Annotated in this window: 16 protein-coding genes; 9 read left to right on the forward strand and 7 right to left on the reverse strand. The window is 74.8% G+C overall.

What is annotated here, in order from left to right:
* Window positions 1-53: 53 nt before the first annotated feature.
* From IEY98_RS10290 to IEY98_RS10310, 5 genes are all read right to left on the reverse strand, one after another.
* Window positions 54-1,109 carry a GDSL-type esterase/lipase family protein gene (locus IEY98_RS10290; RefSeq protein WP_189210217.1) on the reverse strand — a complete coding sequence of 352 codons (1,056 nt, stop codon included), beginning with the start codon at window positions 1,107-1,109 and terminating at the stop codon, window positions 54-56.
* Window positions 1,110-1,237: 128 nt separating this feature from the next.
* Window positions 1,238-1,900 (reverse strand): ABC transporter ATP-binding protein, encoded by a 663-nt coding sequence (locus tag IEY98_RS10295; protein ID WP_229786781.1) that lies wholly within the window; start codon window positions 1,898-1,900, stop codon window positions 1,238-1,240.
* Window positions 1,897-2,607 carry an ABC transporter ATP-binding protein gene (locus IEY98_RS10300; protein ID WP_189210218.1) on the reverse strand — a complete coding sequence of 237 codons (711 nt, stop codon included), beginning with the start codon at window positions 2,605-2,607 and terminating at the stop codon, window positions 1,897-1,899. Before IEY98_RS10300 ends, IEY98_RS10295 begins: the two co-directional genes overlap by 4 nt.
* A complete protein-coding gene (locus IEY98_RS10305) occupies window positions 2,600-5,140 on the reverse strand; it encodes an ABC transporter permease (protein ID WP_189210219.1) in 2,541 nt (846 codons plus the stop codon). The genes IEY98_RS10300 and IEY98_RS10305 overlap by 8 nt, the downstream gene beginning before the upstream one ends.
* Window positions 5,141-5,307: 167 nt before the next feature.
* Window positions 5,308-6,759, reverse strand: a complete 1,452-nt coding sequence (locus IEY98_RS10310) for a KamA family radical SAM protein (RefSeq protein WP_229786782.1) — start codon at window positions 6,757-6,759, stop codon at window positions 5,308-5,310.
* A 79-nt stretch (window positions 6,760-6,838) separates the two neighbouring features.
* On the opposite strand from IEY98_RS10310, the gene kdd reads away from it, so the two are divergent.
* The 9 genes from kdd (at window position 6,839) to IEY98_RS10355 (ending at window position 17,970) form a co-directional block, all read left to right on the forward strand.
* Complete coding sequence (gene kdd, locus IEY98_RS10315) at window positions 6,839-7,891, forward strand: L-erythro-3,5-diaminohexanoate dehydrogenase (protein ID WP_229786783.1); 1,053 nt, start codon at window positions 6,839-6,841, stop codon at window positions 7,889-7,891.
* A gap of 19 nt (window positions 7,892-7,910) precedes the next feature.
* On the forward strand, window positions 7,911-9,575 hold the full coding sequence (locus IEY98_RS10320; RefSeq protein WP_229786784.1) for an amidohydrolase: 1,665 nt from the start codon (window positions 7,911-7,913) through the stop codon (window positions 9,573-9,575).
* Entirely contained in the window at window positions 9,562-11,136 is a 1,575-nt protein-coding gene (gene kamD / locus IEY98_RS10325; protein WP_189210220.1) for a lysine 5,6-aminomutase subunit alpha, read from the forward strand. Before IEY98_RS10320 ends, kamD begins: the two co-directional genes overlap by 14 nt.
* Entirely contained in the window at window positions 11,133-11,879 is a 747-nt protein-coding gene (gene kamE / locus IEY98_RS10330) for a lysine 5,6-aminomutase subunit beta (protein ID WP_189210221.1), read from the forward strand. The genes kamD and kamE overlap by 4 nt, the downstream gene beginning before the upstream one ends.
* Window positions 11,876-12,259, forward strand: coding sequence for a 3-aminobutyryl-CoA ammonia lyase (gene kal / locus IEY98_RS10335; RefSeq protein ID WP_189210222.1), 384 nt, complete (start codon window positions 11,876-11,878; stop codon window positions 12,257-12,259). Before kamE ends, kal begins: the two co-directional genes overlap by 4 nt.
* Before the next feature lie 168 nt (window positions 12,260-12,427).
* A complete protein-coding gene (locus IEY98_RS10340; protein ID WP_189210223.1) occupies window positions 12,428-14,500 on the forward strand; it encodes an AMP-binding protein in 2,073 nt (690 codons plus the stop codon).
* A 603-nt stretch (window positions 14,501-15,103) separates the two neighbouring features.
* Window positions 15,104-16,657, forward strand: coding sequence for an apolipoprotein N-acyltransferase (lnt, locus tag IEY98_RS10345; protein WP_189210224.1), 1,554 nt, complete (start codon window positions 15,104-15,106; stop codon window positions 16,655-16,657).
* A 23-nt stretch (window positions 16,658-16,680) separates the two neighbouring features.
* Window positions 16,681-17,445, forward strand: a complete 765-nt coding sequence (locus IEY98_RS10350; RefSeq protein ID WP_189210225.1) for a polyprenol monophosphomannose synthase — start codon at window positions 16,681-16,683, stop codon at window positions 17,443-17,445.
* A 138-nt stretch (window positions 17,446-17,583) separates the two neighbouring features.
* Entirely contained in the window at window positions 17,584-17,970 is a 387-nt protein-coding gene (locus tag IEY98_RS10355) for a hypothetical protein (protein ID WP_189210226.1), read from the forward strand.
* A gap of 76 nt (window positions 17,971-18,046) precedes the next feature.
* Here the strand turns inward: IEY98_RS10355 and IEY98_RS10360 are convergent, their stop codons facing one another.
* Both IEY98_RS10360 and IEY98_RS10365 read right to left on the reverse strand, forming a co-directional pair.
* Window positions 18,047-18,391: an RNA polymerase-binding protein RbpA gene (locus tag IEY98_RS10360; protein ID WP_189210227.1), complete on the reverse strand. Its 345-nt coding sequence runs from the start codon at window positions 18,389-18,391 to the stop codon at window positions 18,047-18,049.
* Window positions 18,392-18,633: 242 nt separating this feature from the next.
* A complete protein-coding gene (locus tag IEY98_RS10365) occupies window positions 18,634-19,368 on the reverse strand; it encodes a thymidine kinase (protein ID WP_189210228.1) in 735 nt (244 codons plus the stop codon).
* Window positions 19,369-19,376 lie beyond the last annotated feature (8 nt).

Below are 19,376 nucleotides of genomic sequence, written 5' to 3' on the forward strand. Positions count from 1 at the left end.
GCGCGCGGGGGCGTCCGTCGTCGGGGGGAGGGCGGGTCGGCGGTTGGGGTGAGTCAGGGGCCGATGGCGGGGGCGGGGTGCAGGTCGCCGTCCGCGCCCGCCAGGCAGGCCGCGGCGGTGTGGTCGGTGCCGAGGAACTCCCCGAGGCAGCGGCCGAACTGGGTGTGCCCGGCCGCGTTGGGGTGGAAGGACTCCTGCATGGCGTGCCCGGCGCGGGTCTCGTCGCGCAGGTCGTCCCAGCGCACCGACAGCCGGGAGAACCACTCCTCGGTGGGGTCGCGGTGCGAGCAGGCCTCGCGGCCGACCCCGGCGCGGGAGAGGTCGAGGAAGCGGGCCTCGGCCGCGCGGGCGGCGCGGCGGATGCCGTCGGTGATCTCGGGGACGGCGCGCTCGCGCACCCAGACCAGGTCGTCGCGGCGCAGCGGGCAGCCGTTGAGGTTGCGCAGCTCCTCGAGCATGTCCGGGCCGACGGGGGCGGCGTAGGACTGCAGGACGAGGGTGTAGTCGGTGGGGGCGTAGCCCGCCTGGGCCATGACCTGGCGGATGTCGGCGAGGGCGGCGGTCACCTTGGGCACCATGGCCTCGACGCGGCGCGGCCACTCCTGGCCCATCTCGTCCGCGCAGCTGGGCCGGTTGGGGTCCAGCCAGGCCTGCACGCAGGCGTCGAGGACGTTCGAGAAGCGCGGGTCGTCGTTGGCGCCGACGGCGACGACCACGGCCACCACGCGGCGTTCGCGGGCGAGCACGCCGAGGCGCCGCGCCTGCGACGGCTCGCCGTACTGCTGGGCGTCGCCGAGGCCGACCTGCGCGGAGCCCGCGCCGGAGCAGGCGAGGTTGACGGTCTCGTCGATGCCGCGCAGCCCGGTGGCGTGGATGCTGGCGTGCTCGGAGCGGTGGCACCAGTTGCCGCCGCGGCCGTCGGTGCCGGGCAGGTAGTCGCCCGCGGCCTCGCCTGCCATGGTGCTGTCGCCCATCGCGACGAGCACGCGGGGCACCCCGGCGGGCGGGGCGGGGGCGGGCGGGGGTTCGGGGTCGCCGAGGATGAACAGGCCGCCGACCAGCGCGGCCACGGACAGCAGGGCGGCTGGCCAGACGATCTTGCGGTTCATCACCGCAGAGTCTAGATGCCCTCGGCGGCGCGCAGGCGACGACGATCGACCGGGTGCGTCCGGCCGCGGCGCCGCTCCCGGATGGCCCCGGCGGCGCGCCGCGGCCGACTCGGCGCCGGGGTCGGGGGTCAGGCGGCGATGCGGCCCTCGACGAGGGCGAGGCGGCGGTCGGCGATGGTGTGGACCTGGTCGTGGTGGGTGGCCACCAGCACGGCGGTGCCGGTGTCGGCGACGCGGCGCAGCAGGCCCAGCACGGCGGGGATGCTGCCGTGGTCGAGGTGGGCGGTCGGCTCGTCGGCCAGCAGCACGGCGGGGCGGCCGACGGCGGCGCGGGCGAGCGCGGCGCGCTGCTGCTGGCCGTAGGAGACCTCGCCTGGGTAGCGGTCGCCGAGGGCGCCGATGCCGAGTTCGCCGAGCACGTCGGCGACCCGGGCGTCGACGTCGGCGGAGTCGCCGGACAGGCGCAGCGGCAGGGCGACGTTCTCGGCCAGGGTCAGCTCGGCGGACAGGCCCAGCGCCTGCGGCAGGACGGCGCAGTCGCGCCACGGCGGCGCCGAGTCGACCACCCGGCCGCGGACGGTCACGGTGCCGCTGTCGGGGCGGTCGAAGCCGCACAGCAGCGCGAACAGGGCGCTCTTGCCGGAGCCGGAGCGGCCGGAGACGGTGACCAGCTCGCCCGCGGCGACGTCGAGGTCGACGCCCTTGAGGACCGGCAGCGGCCCGTCGGGGTGGGGGAAGGCGCGGGTGAGGCCGCGCGCGGTCAGCTCGGGCTGTGTCGACGGCGCGCTCACGCGGCCTCCTCGATGCGGCCCTCGCGCAGCCGCACGACGCGGTGGGCGCGGGCGATGACCTCGTCGTCGTGGGAGGCCACGACGACCGGGACGCCGTCGGCGACGAGCCGGTCGACCACGTCGAGCACGAGCGCGGCGGAGGCGGCGTCGAGCTGGGAGGTGGGTTCGTCGGCGAGCACGACGGCGGGGCGGCGGGCCAGGGCGCAGCCGAAGGCCAGGCGCTGCTGCTGGCCGCCGGAGAGGGCCTCGACGCGCCAGTCGGCGGTGTCGGGGATGCCGAGCCAGCCGAGGACGGCGTCGGGGTCGGCGGGCACGCGGGCGGACTCGGCGGCGGCGCGCAGGTTCTGCCCGACGGTGAGGTGGCCGATCAGGTTCTCCGGCGGGTACTGCACGACCAGGGCGATGCGGTCGCGGCGCAGGAGGCGGCGCTGCCGGTGGCCGAGGCCGCCGACGTCGCGGCCGGAGACGCGGACGCGGCCCGCGGTGGGGCGGTCGATGAGGCCGAGCACGCGCAGCAGGGTGGACTTGCCGGACCCGGAGGGCCCGGCGAGCACGGTCAGGCCGTCGGCGGGGACGGTGACGGTGACCTCCTCCAGGGCGGGCACCGGCCCGGCGGGGGTCGGGTACTCCACGCGCACGCGGTCGACCTCGAACAGCGGGGCGGGTCCCTCGGTGACGAGGGGGTCGTCGGTCAGCAGTTCAGCCACGGATCAGCTCTCCCACTCGGGCGGTGGTCACCGACCGCACCGCCGACCAGCACACCAGGGCGACCACGGCGAGCGCGGTGGCCAGCGTCGTGGACACCAGCCCGACGAGGTCGGGGGCGGCGGCGACGGGCCGCAGCCACGGCGAGGGGTCCAGCATCGGCGAGGCCACGGCGGTGCACGCCCATCCGGCGGCGGCGCCCGCGGCGACCGAGAGCCCGGCCAGCGAGCCCAGTTCCAGCAGGTGGCTGGCGACCAGGGTGCGGGGGCGCAGGCCCATGCGGGTGGCCAGGGCCCCGGCGAGGGCGTTCTGCCGCCTGCGCACCTCCACGGCCAGCAGCAGCGCGGCCGCGGCGACCACGGCGAGGACGAAGCCCAGGGCGGTGACGAAGTCGAAGGTCCAGCGCACGGTCAGGAACGGCAGCCCGTCCAGCGCCTCGCTCTTGCCTCGGGCGTGCAGGTGGTGCAGTCCGGCGGCGTCGAGGTCGGCGAGCAGCAGGTCGACGGGTTTGGGCGACCAGATCTGCCAGACGTCGATGTCGCCGGGGTCGGGGATGGCGGCGGTGGACACGACGTAGCCGCGGTTGCCGACCAGGGGGAAGGCGGGCAGGTGGTCGACGGGCTCGACGTCGCCGATGCGGGGCAGCCGCACCCGCTGGTCGGGGGCGGACCCGACGCGCAGGGTGGGCAGCGCCCCGGCGGCGGGGGCGTCGAGGCGGGCCAGGCGGGCGGCCAGCTCGGCGCGGTCGCCGTCGACCCAGGCGATGTCGGCGAAGGTGGCCGGGTCGACGGCGAGGATGACGTCGTCCTGGCTCTTGAGGACGCCGACGAGGGTGGTCTGGGCGGCCAGCAGCGGCGGCAGCCCGGTCTCGGTGGCGACCCTGGTGGAGATCTGGGCGCTGGACTCGGCGCCGACGAAGAGCCCGGACTTGGTGTCGAAGGCGTCGTCCTGGGCGGTGGCGATGCCCACGCCCACGGTGAGCGTGCCGACGGCGAGCGTGCCGACCAGCAGGATCCCGACGGCCGACCCGGCGGCCGCGGCGAGGCGGCGGACGGCGAGCTGGGCGGCCGGGACGCGCCACCAGCGCAGCCGGTGGGCCGCGCGCAGCCCCCACCGCACCAGCCGCACGGCGACCAGGGCGACGGTCAGCACCACCAGCAGCGGGAAGGCCAGGCCGACGGCGTCGGGCTGTTCGGGCAGCGGCTGCCCGAAGGCCATGCGCACCGGGGTGGCGTCCAGCCGCGCCCACGCCAGGTAGGCGGCGACGCCGGTGGCCAGTTCCCAGGGCAGGTACCGCAGTCCGCGCCAGAGGCGCCTGCGCCCGCCGGTGGCCTGGAAGGCGCGGTGGGTGTGGGCGACGGTGACCGCGCCGGTCACCAGCAGCGCCGCGGCGAACACGCCGGTGGCCACGAGCGCGGAGACGACCGCGGTGCCGTCGCTGAGGTAGGGCGAGGGGGCGTACCAGGGCAGGGCGAGGCGGGCGATGAGCCAGCCGAGGACGGCGCCCGCCAGCAGCGGCGCTGCCAGTTCGAGCACGGCGCGCGCGCCGAGGGCGCGGGGCCCGGCGCCGCGCGCCCACAGCAGCCGCAGCTCGGCGCGGCGGCGCTGGCACCACTGAACGGTGACCGCGGCGACCCCGGCCAGGCCGACGAGCAGGCTGACGACGGTCAGCGGCAGCACCGCGCCGAGCACGGTGTCCCCGGCCTCGCGGCTGACCTCGACGGGGGTGGCGAAGTAGTTGCCGGTGATGACCATGTTCGGGCGCGGCAGCATGGCCTCGATGGCAGGCAGCATGGCCGCGCCGCGGGCGGCGACGTCGGCGCCCTCGTCGGCGGTGCGCGGCAGCCGCTCCAGCGGGAAGCGCACCGAGACGGTCACCGAGTCGCCCGCGATGTCGTCGAAGGCGGCGACGAAGGAGTCGCGGTCGGGGAACAGGACCAGCGCGCCCGCGCCGCCGTCGGGGGCCAGCGGGTTGACCACGGCCTCCTCGCGCTCGGCGCACCAGTAGTCGCCGACCGGGTCGGCGAGGTCCTCGTAGATGGCGGTGACGCGGGGGAAGCCGGGCAGGGCGACGGTGTCGCCGAGCCGCACGTCGCCGTCCTCGGCGACGGTGCGCGGCACCCACAGCCCGTCGCGGGAGCCGCCCTGCAACACCGTGAGGTTGTCCATGGCGCCCTCGCGCCAGCCGAAGCGCGACCACGGGTGCAGCCCGCTGTCCCAGGTCCACTGCCGCACGGGGGAGTAGAGCGCGCCGATCGGGGCGGGGAAGCCGTGGCGGGGGGCCTGGGCGGCGGCGGCGTCGATGACCGCGGCGCCCTCGCCCGCGGTGACGCGGCGGTGGTCGATCACCGGGGCCACCGACTGCGGGCACAGCCTGCCCGCCTGGTAGCCGGCGGCGGCGTTGCCTGCGGCGTCGGAGTGCAGCACCGCGGCGGCTCCGACGAAGGTGAGCAGCAGGGCCGCGACCACGGCGACCAGCACCGTCAGCGGGCTCGACAGGGCCGCGCGGGGCGCGGATCTCCACGGCAGCTGCATGGCGGCACGTTACCCGGCGTTCATCCGTTCGGGTGGCGACGCGATCGTTTCGATATTTACCGAACTGCCATTCGGCCGGACGCGCTGGGCGCTCTGGCCCAGGCGCGGGCCCAGGTCAGAGCGCCCCGTGAGCGCGTGGCTGCGGCTCGTGGCCGCGGCGGGCGCCGTTACGCGCGGTGGTCGGGGTTGGCGGCCCAGAAGCGCCTGCCGGACTCGGGCAGGGTGCTGATCGGGTCGTAGTAGGGGTAGCGGCGGGACAGGATCGCCGCGGCGTCGGCGTCCTCGTCGCGCTCGGTGCCCGCGCGGTAGTTCTTCGTCCAGTAGGAGACGCCGAGGTCGCGGTCGTACTCGGCGATCTGGTGCACCCACCGCTTGCCCACGTAGGGCACGTCGCAGATGATGCGCGGGGTGGCGTAGCCGGGCAGGTATCCCATGATGGCGTGCTGGAGCTCCTGCGCCTCCCACACCGCGAGCCGCCAGTGCTCGGCGTTGGGGATCATGTCGCACATGTAGAAGTAGTAGGGCAGGATGTTCGCCTCGCCCTGCAGGGCGAAGCACAGGTCCAGCAGCGCCTCGGGGGTGGCGTTGACCCCGCGCATGAGCACGCCCTGGTTGCGCACGTCGCGCACGCCGACCTCCAGGGCGGTGCGGGCGGCCTCGGCGACCAGCGGGGTGACCGACTGGGCGTGGTTGACGTGGGTGTGGATGGCCAGGTTGACCCCGCGGCGGGCGGCGGTGCGGGCCACGCGCTCGAGGCCCTCGACGACGGCGGGCTGCAGCCAGTGCTGCGGCAGCCCGGCCAGCGCCTTGGTGGCCAGGCGGATGTCGCGCACGGTGGGGATGTCCAGCAGGCGCATCAGGAAGCCCTCGAGCTGCTTCCACGGCACGTTGGCCACGTCGCCGCCGGAGACCACCACGTCGCGCACGCCCGGGGTGCGCTTGAGGTAGTCGATCATGGCGTCCTGGCGGTCGACCGGTTTGAGCGTCAGCTTGTGCTTGTCGATCTGCGGGGTGGAGTTGCCGACGAGGTCCATGCGGGTGCAGTGGCCGCAGTACTGCGGGCAGGTGGACAGCAGCTCGGCGAGCACCTTGGTGGGGTAGCGGTGGGTCAGGCCCTCCACCACCCACATCTCCGCCTCGTGCAGGGAGTCGCGCGCCGAGTGCGGGTGGCTGGGCCAGTCCGGGTCGCGGTCGGAGGCCACAGGGAGCATGTAGCGGCGGACCGGGTCGGCCAGGAACGCCTCGGTGAACTCGGCCTGGCCCGCGGCCGGGTCCAGCGCCGAGGCCATGGTGTTGAGCATCTGCGGGGGCAGCAGCATCGACATCGTGGCCATGGTGGCCTGGTCGGCGGCGAGGTCGTCGTAGAAGGACTCGGCCAGCAGGCCGCCGGTCACCGCGCGCAGCTGCTTGGCGTTCTTGACGCAGTTGACCCGCTGCCACTGCGCGTCGCGCCACTGGGCCTCGGTGACGTGCGCCCAGCCGGGGAAGCGGCGCCAGTCGGGTTCGACCAGTTCCCGTCGCTCGTACTCGTACGGCTGGTGCCCGGCCCGGTCCAGAGCCTCGGACACGCTGGTGACCGGGGTGTCCGGCCCGCCAGCAACTTCACGCAGCGCAGTCATATGTACTCCTCGCCGTTCGGGTGGCGTAAAGATATGCTGCCAGACGACACGCTGGACGTAAATTTTTCAGGAGGCGGTTGTGACGGTGTCTTCCGGGGTTCCCGCCGGGCCGTCTGCGCGGACAAGCTCGCCGTGGGGCCTGCACCGGGTGCAGGACCCGCCCGGCGTGCTGCCCCAGCAGGCCTGGCGGCTCGACCCCGACCCGACCCCGCACGCCGACGAGGTCGTCGTCGCCGTCGAACGCCTCAACCTCGACGCCGCCTCCTACCGCCAGCTGCGCGAACAGCACGGCGGCGGCGCGGCCGTGCGCGATGCGGTGCTCGGGATCGTCGCCGAGCGCGGCAAGATGCAGAACCCCGTGACCGGCTCCGGCGGCATGCTGCTGGGCACCGTCGCCGCCGTCGGCCCCGACTCCCCGCTCGGGCTGGCCGTCGGCGACCGCGTCGCCACCCTCGTCAGCCTCACCCTCACCCCGCTGCGCATCGACGACGGCCTCGCCGACTGGGACGGGGAGTCCGAGCAGGTCCCCTGCCGGGGCACCGCCGTGCTCTTCGGCCGCTCCATCGCCGCGCGGCTGCCCGCCGACCTGCCCGACACCCTCGCCCTCGCCGTGCTCGACGTGTGCGGCGCGCCCGCCCTCACCGACCGCGTCGTGCGCGACTACCGCGCCCCCTCCGTCGCCGTGCTCGGCGGCGGCGGCAAGTCCGGGTCGCTGTCGCTGGCCGCCGCCCGCCGCGCCGGGGCCCGCCGCCTCGTCGCCCTCGTCCCCACCGAGGCCGAGGCCGCCGCCGTGCGCCGCGCCGGGCTCGCCGACGAGGTCGTGCTCGCCGACGCCCGCGACCCGCTCGCCGTCGCCGCCGCCGTCGGCGAGCAGGTCGACGTCACCGTGGTGTGCGTGGACGTGCCCGGCTGCGAGCACGGCGCGATCCTGGCCACCGCCGACGGCGGCACCGTCGTCTTCTTCTCCATGGCCACCTCCTTCCCCGCCGCCGCCCTCGGCGCCGAGGGCCTGGCCGCCGACGTGCGCATGCTCATCGGCAACGGCTACGTCCCCGGCCACGCCGAGTTCGCCATGGACCTGCTGCGCGCCGCGCCCGGGGTCCGGGCACTGTTCGAGGCCCGCGCCCACTGACCCGCGAGACTGTCTGACCGTGACCACCACCTCCGCGACCGACACCCACGCGACCGGCGCCCCCGCGAGGACCACGCTGCTGACGGGCGGCCGGATCCACTCCCCGGCCGACCCGCACGCCACCGCCATGGCCGTGCAGGACGGCGTCGTCGTCTGGCTCGGCCAGGACTCCGTCGGCGCCACCCTCTACGCGAACGCCGAGGAGACCGTCGACCTCGACGGCGCGTTCGTCGCGCCCGCCTTCGTCGACGCCCACGTCCACGCCACCAGCGCGGGCCTGCTGCGCACCGGCGTCGACCTCACCTCGGCACCCACCATGGCCGCCGCGCTCGACGCCCTCGCCGCGCACGTGCGCCGCCACGGCCGCGCCCCCGTCTGGGGCCACGGCTGGGACGAGACCCGCTGGCCCGAGGGCCGCCCGCCCACCCGCGCCCAGCTCGACGCCGCCGCCGACGGCGCCCCGGTCTACCTCTCCCGCGTCGACGTGCACTCCGCGCTGGTCTCCACCGCCCTGCTCGACCGCGCCCCCGACGCCGCCCGCGCCGACGGCTGGCACCCCGAGGGCCCGCTCACCCGCGACGCCCACCACCACGCCCGCCGCGCCGCCCGCGACGCCCTCACCCCCGGCCAGCGCGACGACGCCCAGCGCGCCTTCCTGCGCCACGCCGCCGCCATGGGCGTGGCCAGCGTCCACGAGTGCGCCGGACCCGACATCTCCGGGGCCGCCGACCTCGCCGCCCTGCTCGCCCAGCCCGGCGACCTGCCCGAGGTCGTCGCCTACTGGGGACAGCCCGTCACCGCCGACGCGGGCGCGGTCGCGGCCACCCACCGCGTGCGCGGCCTGGCCGGGGACCTGTTCGTCGACGGCGCCCTCGGCTCGCGCACCGCCGCCCTGCACGCCCCCTACACCGACGCCCCCGACACCAGCGGCGCCCTCTACCTCGACCCCGCCGCCATCGGCGAGCACCTGCGCGCCTGCACCGAGGCAGGCATCCAGGCCGGGTTCCACGTCATCGGCGACGCCGCCGTCACCGCCGTCATCGAGGGCTTCGCCCGCGCCGAACAGCACCTCGGCCGCGTCGCCATCGCCGCCGCCGGGCACCGTCTCGAACACCTGGAGATGGTCACCCCCGGGCAGGCCCAGCAACTGGCCCACTGGGGCGTGATCGCCTCCGTGCAGCCGCTGTTCGACGCCCATTGGGGCGGCCCGCACGGCATGTACGCCCAGCGCCTCGGCGTCGAGCGCGGCACCGCGCTCAACCCCTTCGCCCAGCTCGCCGCCGCCGGGGTGGTCCTCGCCCTGGGCTCCGACGCCCCCGTCACCGCCGTCGACCCGTGGGCCGCGGTCCGCGCCGCCGTGCACCACCGCACCGACGGGCACGGGCTGTCCCCGCGCGCGGCGTTCACCGCCCACACCCGGGGCGGCTGGCGCGCCGCCGGGGTCGACGACGGCCTCACCGGCACCCTCGTGCCCGGCGCCCCCGCCACCTACGCCGTGTGGGACGTCGAGGACCTGGTGGTGGCGGCCCCCGACGCCCGGGTGCAGCGCTGGTCGACCGACCCGCGCTCGCGCGTGCCCGCCCTGCCCCGCCTCGACCCCGGCGCGGCACCGCCCGTCTGCGCGCGCACCGTCCTGCGCGGGCGCACGCTGTTCGACCGACAGGAGAACCATGCCCCTGCTTGACCTGGACCCCGAGGTCGTGGCCACCGCGCGGGCGCTGGCCGCCGAGGCCGCCGCCCCGGTGATCGACATCGCCCGCGCGCACACCACCGTCGCCGTCGAACGCGCCACGCTGCGCCTGGCCGGGATCACCGGCGCGGACACCACCCACCGCGCGGGCGACGTGCCGTGGGTCAACCGGGTCGTCGACACCGTGCGCGAGCACTGCGGCCTGGAGCACGGCGTCGCCCTGCCGGTCTTCCACGCGCTGCGCGAACACGACCTCGGCTCGCTCACCGAACTGGCCGAGGCCACCGCCGCGGGCCAGATCACCTACCGGCTGCCCGAAGGCCGCGACGCCACCCGCGCCGCCAAGGCCGCCCGCACCGCCGTCGCCCGCGGCCTGCGCACCGTCGACCGCAACCGCGCCCAGCGCGACCGGCTCGTCGCCAAACTCGGCGACCCGCCCCGACGGCCGTGGATCTACCTGATCGTGGCCACCGGCGACATCGACGAGGACGTCGTGCAGGCCGCCAACGCCGCCCGCGCCGGGGCCGACATCATCGCCGTCATCCGCTCCACCGGGCAGTCCCTGCTGGACTACGTGCCCGAGGGCGCCACCCACCACGGCTTCGCGGGCACCTACGCCACGCAGGAGAACTTCCGCATCATGCGCGCGGCGATGGACGAGGTGTCCAAGGAGGTCGGCCGCTACGTGCGCGTCACCAACTACGCCTCCGGGCTGTGCATGCCCGAGATCGCCGTGCTCGCCGGGCTGCAGCGGCTGGACATGATGCTCAACGACTCCATGTACGGCATCCTCTTCCGCGACATCAACCCGATCCGCACCTTCGTCGACCAGCGCTTCTCCCGCCAGGTCCACGCCCGCGCCGGCATCATCATCAACACCGGCGAGGACAACTACCTCACCACCGCCGACGCCGTCGACGCCGCCCACACCGTGACGGTCTCCCAGCTGCTCAACGAGCACTTCGCCCACGAGGCCGGGCTGCCCGACGAGCTGCTGGGCCTCGGCCACGCCTTCGAGATCAACCCGAGGGTGCCCGACTCCTTCCGCATGGAGCTGGCCCACGCGCTGCTGGCGCGCGAGCTGTTCCCGGACGCGCCGCTGAAGTGGATGCCGCCCACCAAGCACATGACCGGCAACGTCTTCGACGGCTACCTGCTCGACGGGTTCTTCAACCTCGCCGGTGTCCTCACCGGACAGTCCATCCTGCTCGTCGGCATGATGACCGAGGCCGTGGTCACCCCGTTCCTGTCCGACCGCGACCTCGCCCTGGCCAACGTGCGCTACGTGCTGGAGGCCGCCGGGAACCTGCGCGAGGACTTCCGCCCCGCCCCCGACGGGTTCATCGCCAAACGCGCCCACCAGGTCCTCGGCGAGGCCGTCGACCTGCTCGCCCGCATCGTCGACGAAGGACTCCTCGAGGCCATCGGCAAGGGCACCTTCGGCCTGATGAAACGCCCCGCCGACGGCGGCAAGGGCGCCGACGGCGTCATCGCCAAGGCCGACGGCTACACCAACCCCGCGAGCGAACTGCTGGAAGAGGGTGCCACCGCGTGAAGCGCCACCTCCGCCCCTACGGCGACACCACCGGCGACGGCATGGTCCAGCTGTCGTTCACCCTGCCCGTCCCGCACGGCCCCCGCGCCGACGGCGCCGCCCAGCAACTGGCCAACCGGATGGGCATCGACCCCGCGCTCGTCGTGCACTCCCACCCCATCGGCGAGGACTTCACCTTCTTCGTCGTCTACGGCTCGGTGTCCCACATCATCGACATGGACGCCGTCACCGTCGTCGAGCGCGAGTACCCGCTGCTGACCCCCGGCGAGATCAACACCGCCGTGAAGAAGGCGCTGCGCCGCAAACTCGTCGTCGTCGGCGCCTGCATCGGCACCGACGCCCACACCGTCGGCATCGACGCCATCCTCAACATCAAGGGCTTCGCCGGGGAGAAGGGCCTGGAGTACTACCGCGAACTGCGCGTGATCAACCTCGGCGCCCAGGTCACCGTCCCCGAACTGGTCAAACGCGCCCGCGCCGAGAAGGCCGACGCCGTGCTGGTCTCCCAGGTCGTCACCCAGCGCGACGCGCACATCCTCAACACCCAGGAGATGTCGGCGGCCTTCCGCGAGGCCATGGGCGAGCGCAAACCCCTCCTCGTCGCGGGCGGGCCCCGCTTCGACCCGCTCATGGCGGGCGAACTCGGCGTCGACCGCGTCTTCGGCCGCGGCACCACCCCCGGCGAGGTCGCCTCCTACCTCGTCCACGCCCTCACCACCCGGAAGGACACCGTCCCAGCATGAGCGCCCAGGTCGGCATGAGCGTCACCCACCGCCGCTACGTCCCCCACTCCCACGCCCACTACGGCGGCGACCTCGTCGACGGCGCCTACGGGCTGGGCATGTTCGGCGACGTCGCCACCGAACTGTGCGTGCGCACCGACGGCGACGAGGGCCTCTTCGCCGGGTACAGCGAGGTCACCTTCGCCGCGGCCGTCCAGGCCGGGGACGTCATCGAGGCCACCGCCACCCTCGTGCGGGTCGGCACCCGCTCCCGGGAGATGGAGTTCGAGGCGCGCGTGGTCTGCCGCGCCGCCCCCGATCGCGGCCCGTCCGCCGCCGACGTGCTCGACCCGCCGCTGGTCGTCACCCGCGCCCGCGGCACCGTCGTCGTCCCCGCCTGATCGGGGCATACCCCCCATCGGTGAGCACTCCTCGTCGAATTCCGCTGCGCCGAGCGAGTGATCTTGGCCCGTACTGGGCCGAACGGCGCAACCTGGCCTTGCCCCGGTCGGCCGTTCGCTGATAACAACCGGACCCACACCAACCGTCCGGGGCCGCCGCGGAGGACCATGCCCACCGAACTCGTCGAGGCCGACCACGTCCTGGACCACCCAGCGGCCCAGGTGTGGGAGCTGCTCGGCGATCCCGTGCTCTACCCCCGGTTCGTCCGCGAGATCGCCGCGTGCGACCCCGCGGGCGAGGGCGGGCCCTCCGGGCGCGGCGCCCGCTACCGCGTCCGCTACGCCCCCCACCGCGGCCAGGACCCCGTCCTGGACGAGCTGACCGTCCTGGTGCACCGGCCCGGCGAACACCTCGTGCTCGTCGGGCCCGCATGGCACGGCGGACACGTCAGCGTCCGGCTCACCGCCGAGACCCGCCGCCGCACCCGCGTGCAGGTCGTGGTCTCCCTGCCCGAGTCCCTCACCACCGGCACCCTGCTCACCGACGCCTGGCTGCGCAAACGCATCCGCCGCGCCCTCGACCTCGTCGACCACCACCTCGCCGGGCGCGCCGCCACCGTCTCGCCCACCCGCATCGACGCCACCGCCCGCGGCGCGGGCGCCGTCACCACCATGCGCGTGCTCGCCAGGGCCGGGGTCATCACCCCGGGGCGGCCCGACCGCATGGCCCGCCAACTGGCCACCGTCGCCAAGTGGGGCGCCACCCTCGTCGGCGGCTACCGCTCCGCGGCCATCGCCGCCCCCGACGCCCTCGCCGTCATCGACGAGAACGGCGAGCACACCTACGCCGACATCGACGCCCGCACCACCCGCCTGGCCAACGCCCTCGCCGACCGCGGCGTGCGCGCCGGGCGCCGCGTCGCGCTGATGTGCCGCAACCACGCCGGACTAGTCCAGGCCGCCGTCGCCTGCGGCAAACTCGGCGCCGACGTCCTCATGCTCAACACCGGCCTGTCCGCCGACCAGGTCGCCGACACCGTCGAGCGCCACCGCCCCGCCGCCCTGCTCGCCGACGACGAGTTCGCCCCGCTGTTCCACCACCTGCCGCCCGCCCTCGGCTACATCTCCACCTGGAGCGCCGCCCCCGCCGACCTCACCGTCGACAACCTCATCGCCACCGGTGCCGACACCCCGCCGCGCGCCCCCCGCACCCCCGGCCGCGTCATCGTCCTGACCTCCGGCACCACCGGCGCCCCCAAGGGCGCCCGCCGCCGCAACCCGACCGGCCTGTCCGCCGCCGCCTCCGTGCTCTCCCGCATCCCGCTGCGCGCAGGCGAACGCGCCCTCGTCGCCGCCCCCCTGTTCCACACCTGGGGCCTGGCCGCCATGCAACTGGCCACACCCCTGCACGCCACCCTCGTGCTGCAGCGCCGCTTCGACCCCGAGGCCACCCTCGCCGCCATCGCCGAACTGCGCTGCACCACCCTGATCGCGGTGCCGATCATGCTGCAGCGCATCCTCGCCCTGCCCGCGCGCGTGCGCGCCCGCTACGACACCGCCAGCCTGCGCGTCGTCGCCTCCAGCGGCGCCCCCCTGCCCGGCGCGCTCGTCACCGCCTTCATGGACACCTTCGGCGACATCCTCTACAACCTCTACGGCTCCACCGAGGTCTCCTGGGCCAGCATCGCCGACCCCACCGACCTGCGCGCCGCCCCCACCACCGCGGGCCGCTGCCCGGTCGGCACCAAGGTCGGCATCCTCGACGCCGACGGCCGCCCCCTGCCCCCCGGCATGGTCGGCCGCATCGCCGTGGGCAACGAGATGCTGTTCGAGGGCTACACCGACGGCGCCGACGTCGAGATGCACGGCGACCTCATGGTCACCGGCGACCGCGGCTACCTCGACGCCGACGGCCGCCTGTTCGTCTCCGGCCGCGACGACGACATGATCGTCTCCGGCGGCGAGAACGTCTTCCCCCGCCCGGTGGAGGAACTGCTGCTGAGCCTGGACCAGGTCGCCGACGCCGCCGTCGTCGGCGTGCCCGACCCCGACTACGGGCAGCGCTTCGCCGCGTTCGTCGCCCTCAAGCCCGGCGCCCGCCTGCACGCCACCGACATCCGCGACTACGTCCACGCCCACCTCGAACGCTATTCCGTCCCCCGCGACGTGGTGTTCGTGCCCAAGGTCCCCCGCAACGCCACCGGCAAGGTCGTCCGAGACCTACTCCTCGAACAGGTCTGACCACCACGCGACCCGGTCCCGCCACACCCCGGAATCCGTCCGCAGCCGCGACTCGGAAGCCTCCGCTGAGCTCCCGCACCGCGCGGCCTCCGCGCACTGCCCGGCGCCTGTGGACCCGCCATCGTCGCCGCCGGGCACGCCCGACCCGACCCGTGACTGCCCCTCTTCCGCACCATTCCCAATCCCCGCTCGCCCGACGTAAGGCCGCCCGGTCAGCCCTGCACAGGCGGCGCCAGCGGTCGGCTCGACGCCGCCCAGCAGCAAGGCCCAGCACGGACACCCCCTTGCCACCGCCGGCACGACCCGCCGCCCACAACCGACACCTCCCTCCCGCGCAGTCCGCCCCAGCCGCGCGCCTGCCCACCCGCCGCGCACCGGCCGTCGTCCCCTCGCTGGCAGCGAGGCTGCCCTGCCCAACCGGCCACTGAACGTCACTAGGTCCAGGCGTCCGCCGCGTGGACGTCCGACCTAGCTGCCGGGATGGCACTGGAGGTGCGGCACCTGCGCACGGTCGCGCTGATCGCCGCGGCGGCGGCCCGGCCGCCCGTGCGGCGTGGCGGGCCGGTGAACACGGCGTCACCGGGTCGGCCGTAGGCTTGCGCGGTGGCCGTCCCGACCGCCGTCCCCGCCGCCGACCAGCCCGCACCCGCGCCGCGCGCGCGGGTGCTCGTGATCGGCCGCACCGTCGCCGCGCTGGCGGGCGGGCTGGCTGTGTTCCTGGCGTTCCCGCCGCGGCCGACCTGGTGGCTGGCGCCGCTGGGGTTCGCCGTCCTCGGGCTGCTGCTGCGCACCGCGCGCGCCCGGGCCGGGTTCGGCTACGGGTTCGCGTTCGGGCTGGGCCTGATGGTGCCGCTGCTGGCCTGGACCGGCGAGTTCGTCGGCCTGATCGCCTGGCTGCCGCTGGCCGCCGTCGAGGCGCTGCTCGTGGCGCTGTCCACCGCGGCCATCGCCGTCGTCGGGCGGCTGCCGGGGTGGCCGCTGTGGGCGGCGCTGCTGTGGACGGCGGGGGAGACGCTGCGCGCGGTGTTCCCCTTCGGCGGGTTCCCGTGGGCCAAGGTCGCCTTCAGCCAGCCCGAGGGCTGGTACCTGCCGCTGGCCGCGCTCGGCGGCACCCCGCTCATCGCCTTCGCCGTCGCCCTCACCGGCTTCGGCCTGGCCGCCCTCGTCCACACGCGCAGGCCCGCGCTCGCGCTCGTCGCCGTCGCCCCGCTGCTGGCCGGGCTCGCCGCCACGCCCCTCGTCGGCACCGACGCGCAGGCGGGCGAGGTCACCGTCGCCGCCATCCAGGGCAACGTGCCGCGCGCCGGGCTGGACTTCAACGCCCAGCGCCGCGCCGTGCTGGACAACCACGTCGCCCGCACCGAGCAGCTCGCCGCCGACATCGCCGCGGGCCGCGCCCCGCGGCCGGACCTGGTGATCTGGCCGGAGAACGCCTCCGACATCGACCCCTACCGCAACCCCGACGCGCGCGCGGCCATCAACCGCGCCGCCGACGCCGTCGGCGTGCCCATCGCGGTCGGCTCGGTCCTGGTCGACCCCGACGGGCGCCCGCGCAACACCGTGATCCTGTGGACGCCGGAGCAGGGCCCGGTGGCCGAGTACACCAAGCGGCAGCTGCAGCCCTTCGGCGAGACGATGCCGATGCGCGACTTCTTCCGCCTGTTCACCGACTACGTCGACCGCGCCAACAACTTCCGCGCAGGCGAGGCGCCTGGCGTCTTCACCGTCGACGGCATCCGCCTGGCCGTGGCCACCTGCTACGAGGTCGCCTTCGACGACATCGTCCGCGAGAACGTCGCCCTGGGCGCCAACCTCATCGCCGTGCCCACCAACAACGCCACCTTCGGCCGCACGGAGATGACCTACCAGCAGCTGGCGATGGACCGCGTGCGCGCCGTCGAGCACGGCCGCGCCGTGGTGGTCGCGGCCACCAGCGGGGTGTCGGCGATCGTCGCCCCGGACGGCTCGATCACCCGATCGACGGGTCTGTTTACCCCGGATGCCCTGGTGGAGCGCGTCCCCCTGCGCACGGAGACTACGATGGCCCACCGACTGGGTGCCTGGCCCGAGTGGGTCATGGTCGTCGCGGGCCTGGCCGCGCTGGCGGCGGCCCTGGTCGCAGGCGGGCGCGCCCGCCGGACCGGCACCACCCCCTGACGCCGCCGAGAGGACATGCCCCTATGGCCGACCAGCTGCCCGACCACGGCCCGACCGACCCGGTGTTGGTGGTGATCCCCACCTACAACGAGCGCGAGAACCTCGGGCCCATCGTGGAGCGGCTGCACGCGGCCCTGCCCGCAACGCACGTGCTCGTCGTCGACGACGGCAGCCCCGACGGCACCGGCGACCTCGCCGACGCCATGGCCGCCGCCGACGAGCGCATCAGCGTGCTGCACCGCACCGAGAAGGCCGGGCTGGGCGCGGCCTACATCGCCGGGTTCACCTGGGCCCTGGAGCGCGACTACAACGTCGTCGTCGAGATGGACGCCGACGGCTCGCACGCCCCGGAGGACCTGCCGAGGCTGCTGGAGGCGCTCAAGTCCGCCGACCTGGCCCTGGGCTCGCGCTACACCCGCGGCGGCAAGACGGTGAACTGGCCGCTGAGCCGCCAGCTGCTCTCCCGGGGCGGCAACGTGTACTGCCAGCTGGCGCTGGGCACCCGGGTGCGCGACATCACCGGCGGCTACCGCGCCTTCCGCCGCCACGTGCTGGAGACGCTGAAGCTGCACAACGTGGCCTCGCAGGGCTACTGCTTCCAGGTGGACCTGGCGTGGCGCACGATCGAGGCCGGGTTCACCGTGGTGGAGGTGCCCATCACCTTCGTCGAGCGCGTGCGCGGCGAGTCGAAGATGAGCGGCAACATCGTGCGCGAGGCGCTGCTGCGGGTCACCAAGTGGGGCCTGCGCAGGCGCGGCACCCAGCTGAGGTCGCTGCTGCGCCGCTAGACCGCCGTACCGGTGCCCCGCTCCAGGTCCCGGACGCGGGGCACCGGTACGGCCCCGCTGTCACACCTTTGTCCGACTGTCACACCTTCCGCCGGTTCCCCGTCGAAGTGTCCGTAGGGAACGCGAGAAGGGAATCAGATGGCGCGAGGGCAGCGAGTGCACCCGTTCGTCGCGGCGGCCGTGGTGCTGCTGGCGTTGACGGCGCTGGTGGCGGGCTGGTGGGCGTGGCTGGACCCGGCGGGGTTCGCCCGGTTCACCAACTGGCCGAACCACGCGCACTTCCTGCACGACGCGGGGGTGTTCCAGATCGGCATCGGGCTGACGATGCTGTTGGCGCTGTGGTGGCGCGACGGGGTGGCGGTGGTGCTGACCGGGTTCGTGTTCACCAACACCTTCCACGCCTACAACCACGCCATGGACCTCGACCACGGCGGCCACGCCTACGACGCGTGGGCGCTGCTGGCGGTGTCGGTGGTCGGCGGGGTGGCGCTCGCGGTGCGGGTGCGCAGGCGCGAGCGGGCCTGAGCCGCGGAAAGGGGACGGCCGCCCGGCGGGGGGAGGTCCGGGCGGCCGTCGGTCCGAGGGGACGCGGGAGGGGCGGTCAGGCGGAGCGGCTGCGGCGGCCGCGCAGTTCGGCCAGCCGCTCGGTCAGCAGTTCCTCCAGCTCCGGGATGGAGCGGCGCTCCAGGAGCATGTCCCAGTGGGTGCGCGGCGGCTTCGCCTTCTTCGGCTCGGGGTCGCTGCCGTCGATCATCTTCGACTCCAGGCCGTGCAGGCGGCACTCCCACACGGGGGGCACCTCGGCGTCGTCGGAGAAGGGGACCTCGAAATCGTGGTCCTTCGGGCAGGCGTACCGGACGGTCCGGCGCGGGGCGAGGTCGTGATTGCGGTCAGTCTCGTAGCTGACCGCTCCCAGCCTGCTACCACGAAGCACACGGTCGGCCATGGCGCGTCCTTTCACTCGGCCCGATGTCAAACGGAGCCCGGGTCTTGCTCACCCTGTGCAACGACCGTAGCGGGTAAATGATTCCCGAGTACCCGTCACCATCGCTCAGGGTGACAAGTTTCACCCGTCAACAACAGCATCCACCCTAGGGATGCCACCGCGCCGGGCCCGTGACGCGTTCTCGGTCGAACAACCACGGGAGATCACCCTCACGGGGGACCTTACCAGCGCGCCCGCGTCGATCACGCGAACGACAATTGCCCCTGCACCCCCGGGTCCACCCCGAGGTCGCCGAGCCGAAAGTGACGCCGGCACAACACTTGATAACGCACCGTAGCTGACGGTGGGGTCTCGGGGAGGTCACGCTGAGTGTGCGTGGGAGCGGTGTCCGCGACGAGGACCGTGTCGCCCGCGCGCACGATGCGCCCGTCGACCACCCGGGCGTTGAACCGGGCCGGGAGCCCGCACCAGCACAGCACGTCCACCTGCACCGGCCGCAGCTCGTCGGCCAGCTCCACCAGCCGCGCCGCGCCCGGGAACAGGCGGCTGCGGAAGTCGGTGGCCAGCCCGAAGCAGTACACGTCGATCTGGGCGTCGTCGGCGAGCTCGGCGAGCTGGTCGACCTGGGCGGGCTCGAGGAACTGGGCCTCGTCGACGATCAGGTAGTCCACCCTGCCGCCCTCGGCCCAGCGGGCGCGCACGAGCGCGCGCAGGTCGGTGCCCGCGTCGAGCTCGACGGCCTGCCGGGCGATGCCGATGCGGCTGCTGATGCGCGGCTTGCCCGAGCGGTCCCGCGACACCAGCCGCAGCCCCTGGCGGCCCTGCCGCGACTGGTTGTGGTCGACCTGCAGCGCCAGCGTCGACTTCCCGCAGTCCATCGGCCCGTAGTAGAAGCGCAGGTGCCCGACGACCGGCAGCTCGCGCGGGGCCGGGGACAGCGCGTCGGTGGGGTCGGGGTCGGGGCTGGTGACGGTCACGGGCCACG

The organism is Actinokineospora fastidiosa (assembly GCF_014648415.1).
In the GTDB taxonomy this organism is placed as follows: domain Bacteria; phylum Actinomycetota; class Actinomycetes; order Mycobacteriales; family Pseudonocardiaceae; genus Actinokineospora; species Actinokineospora fastidiosa.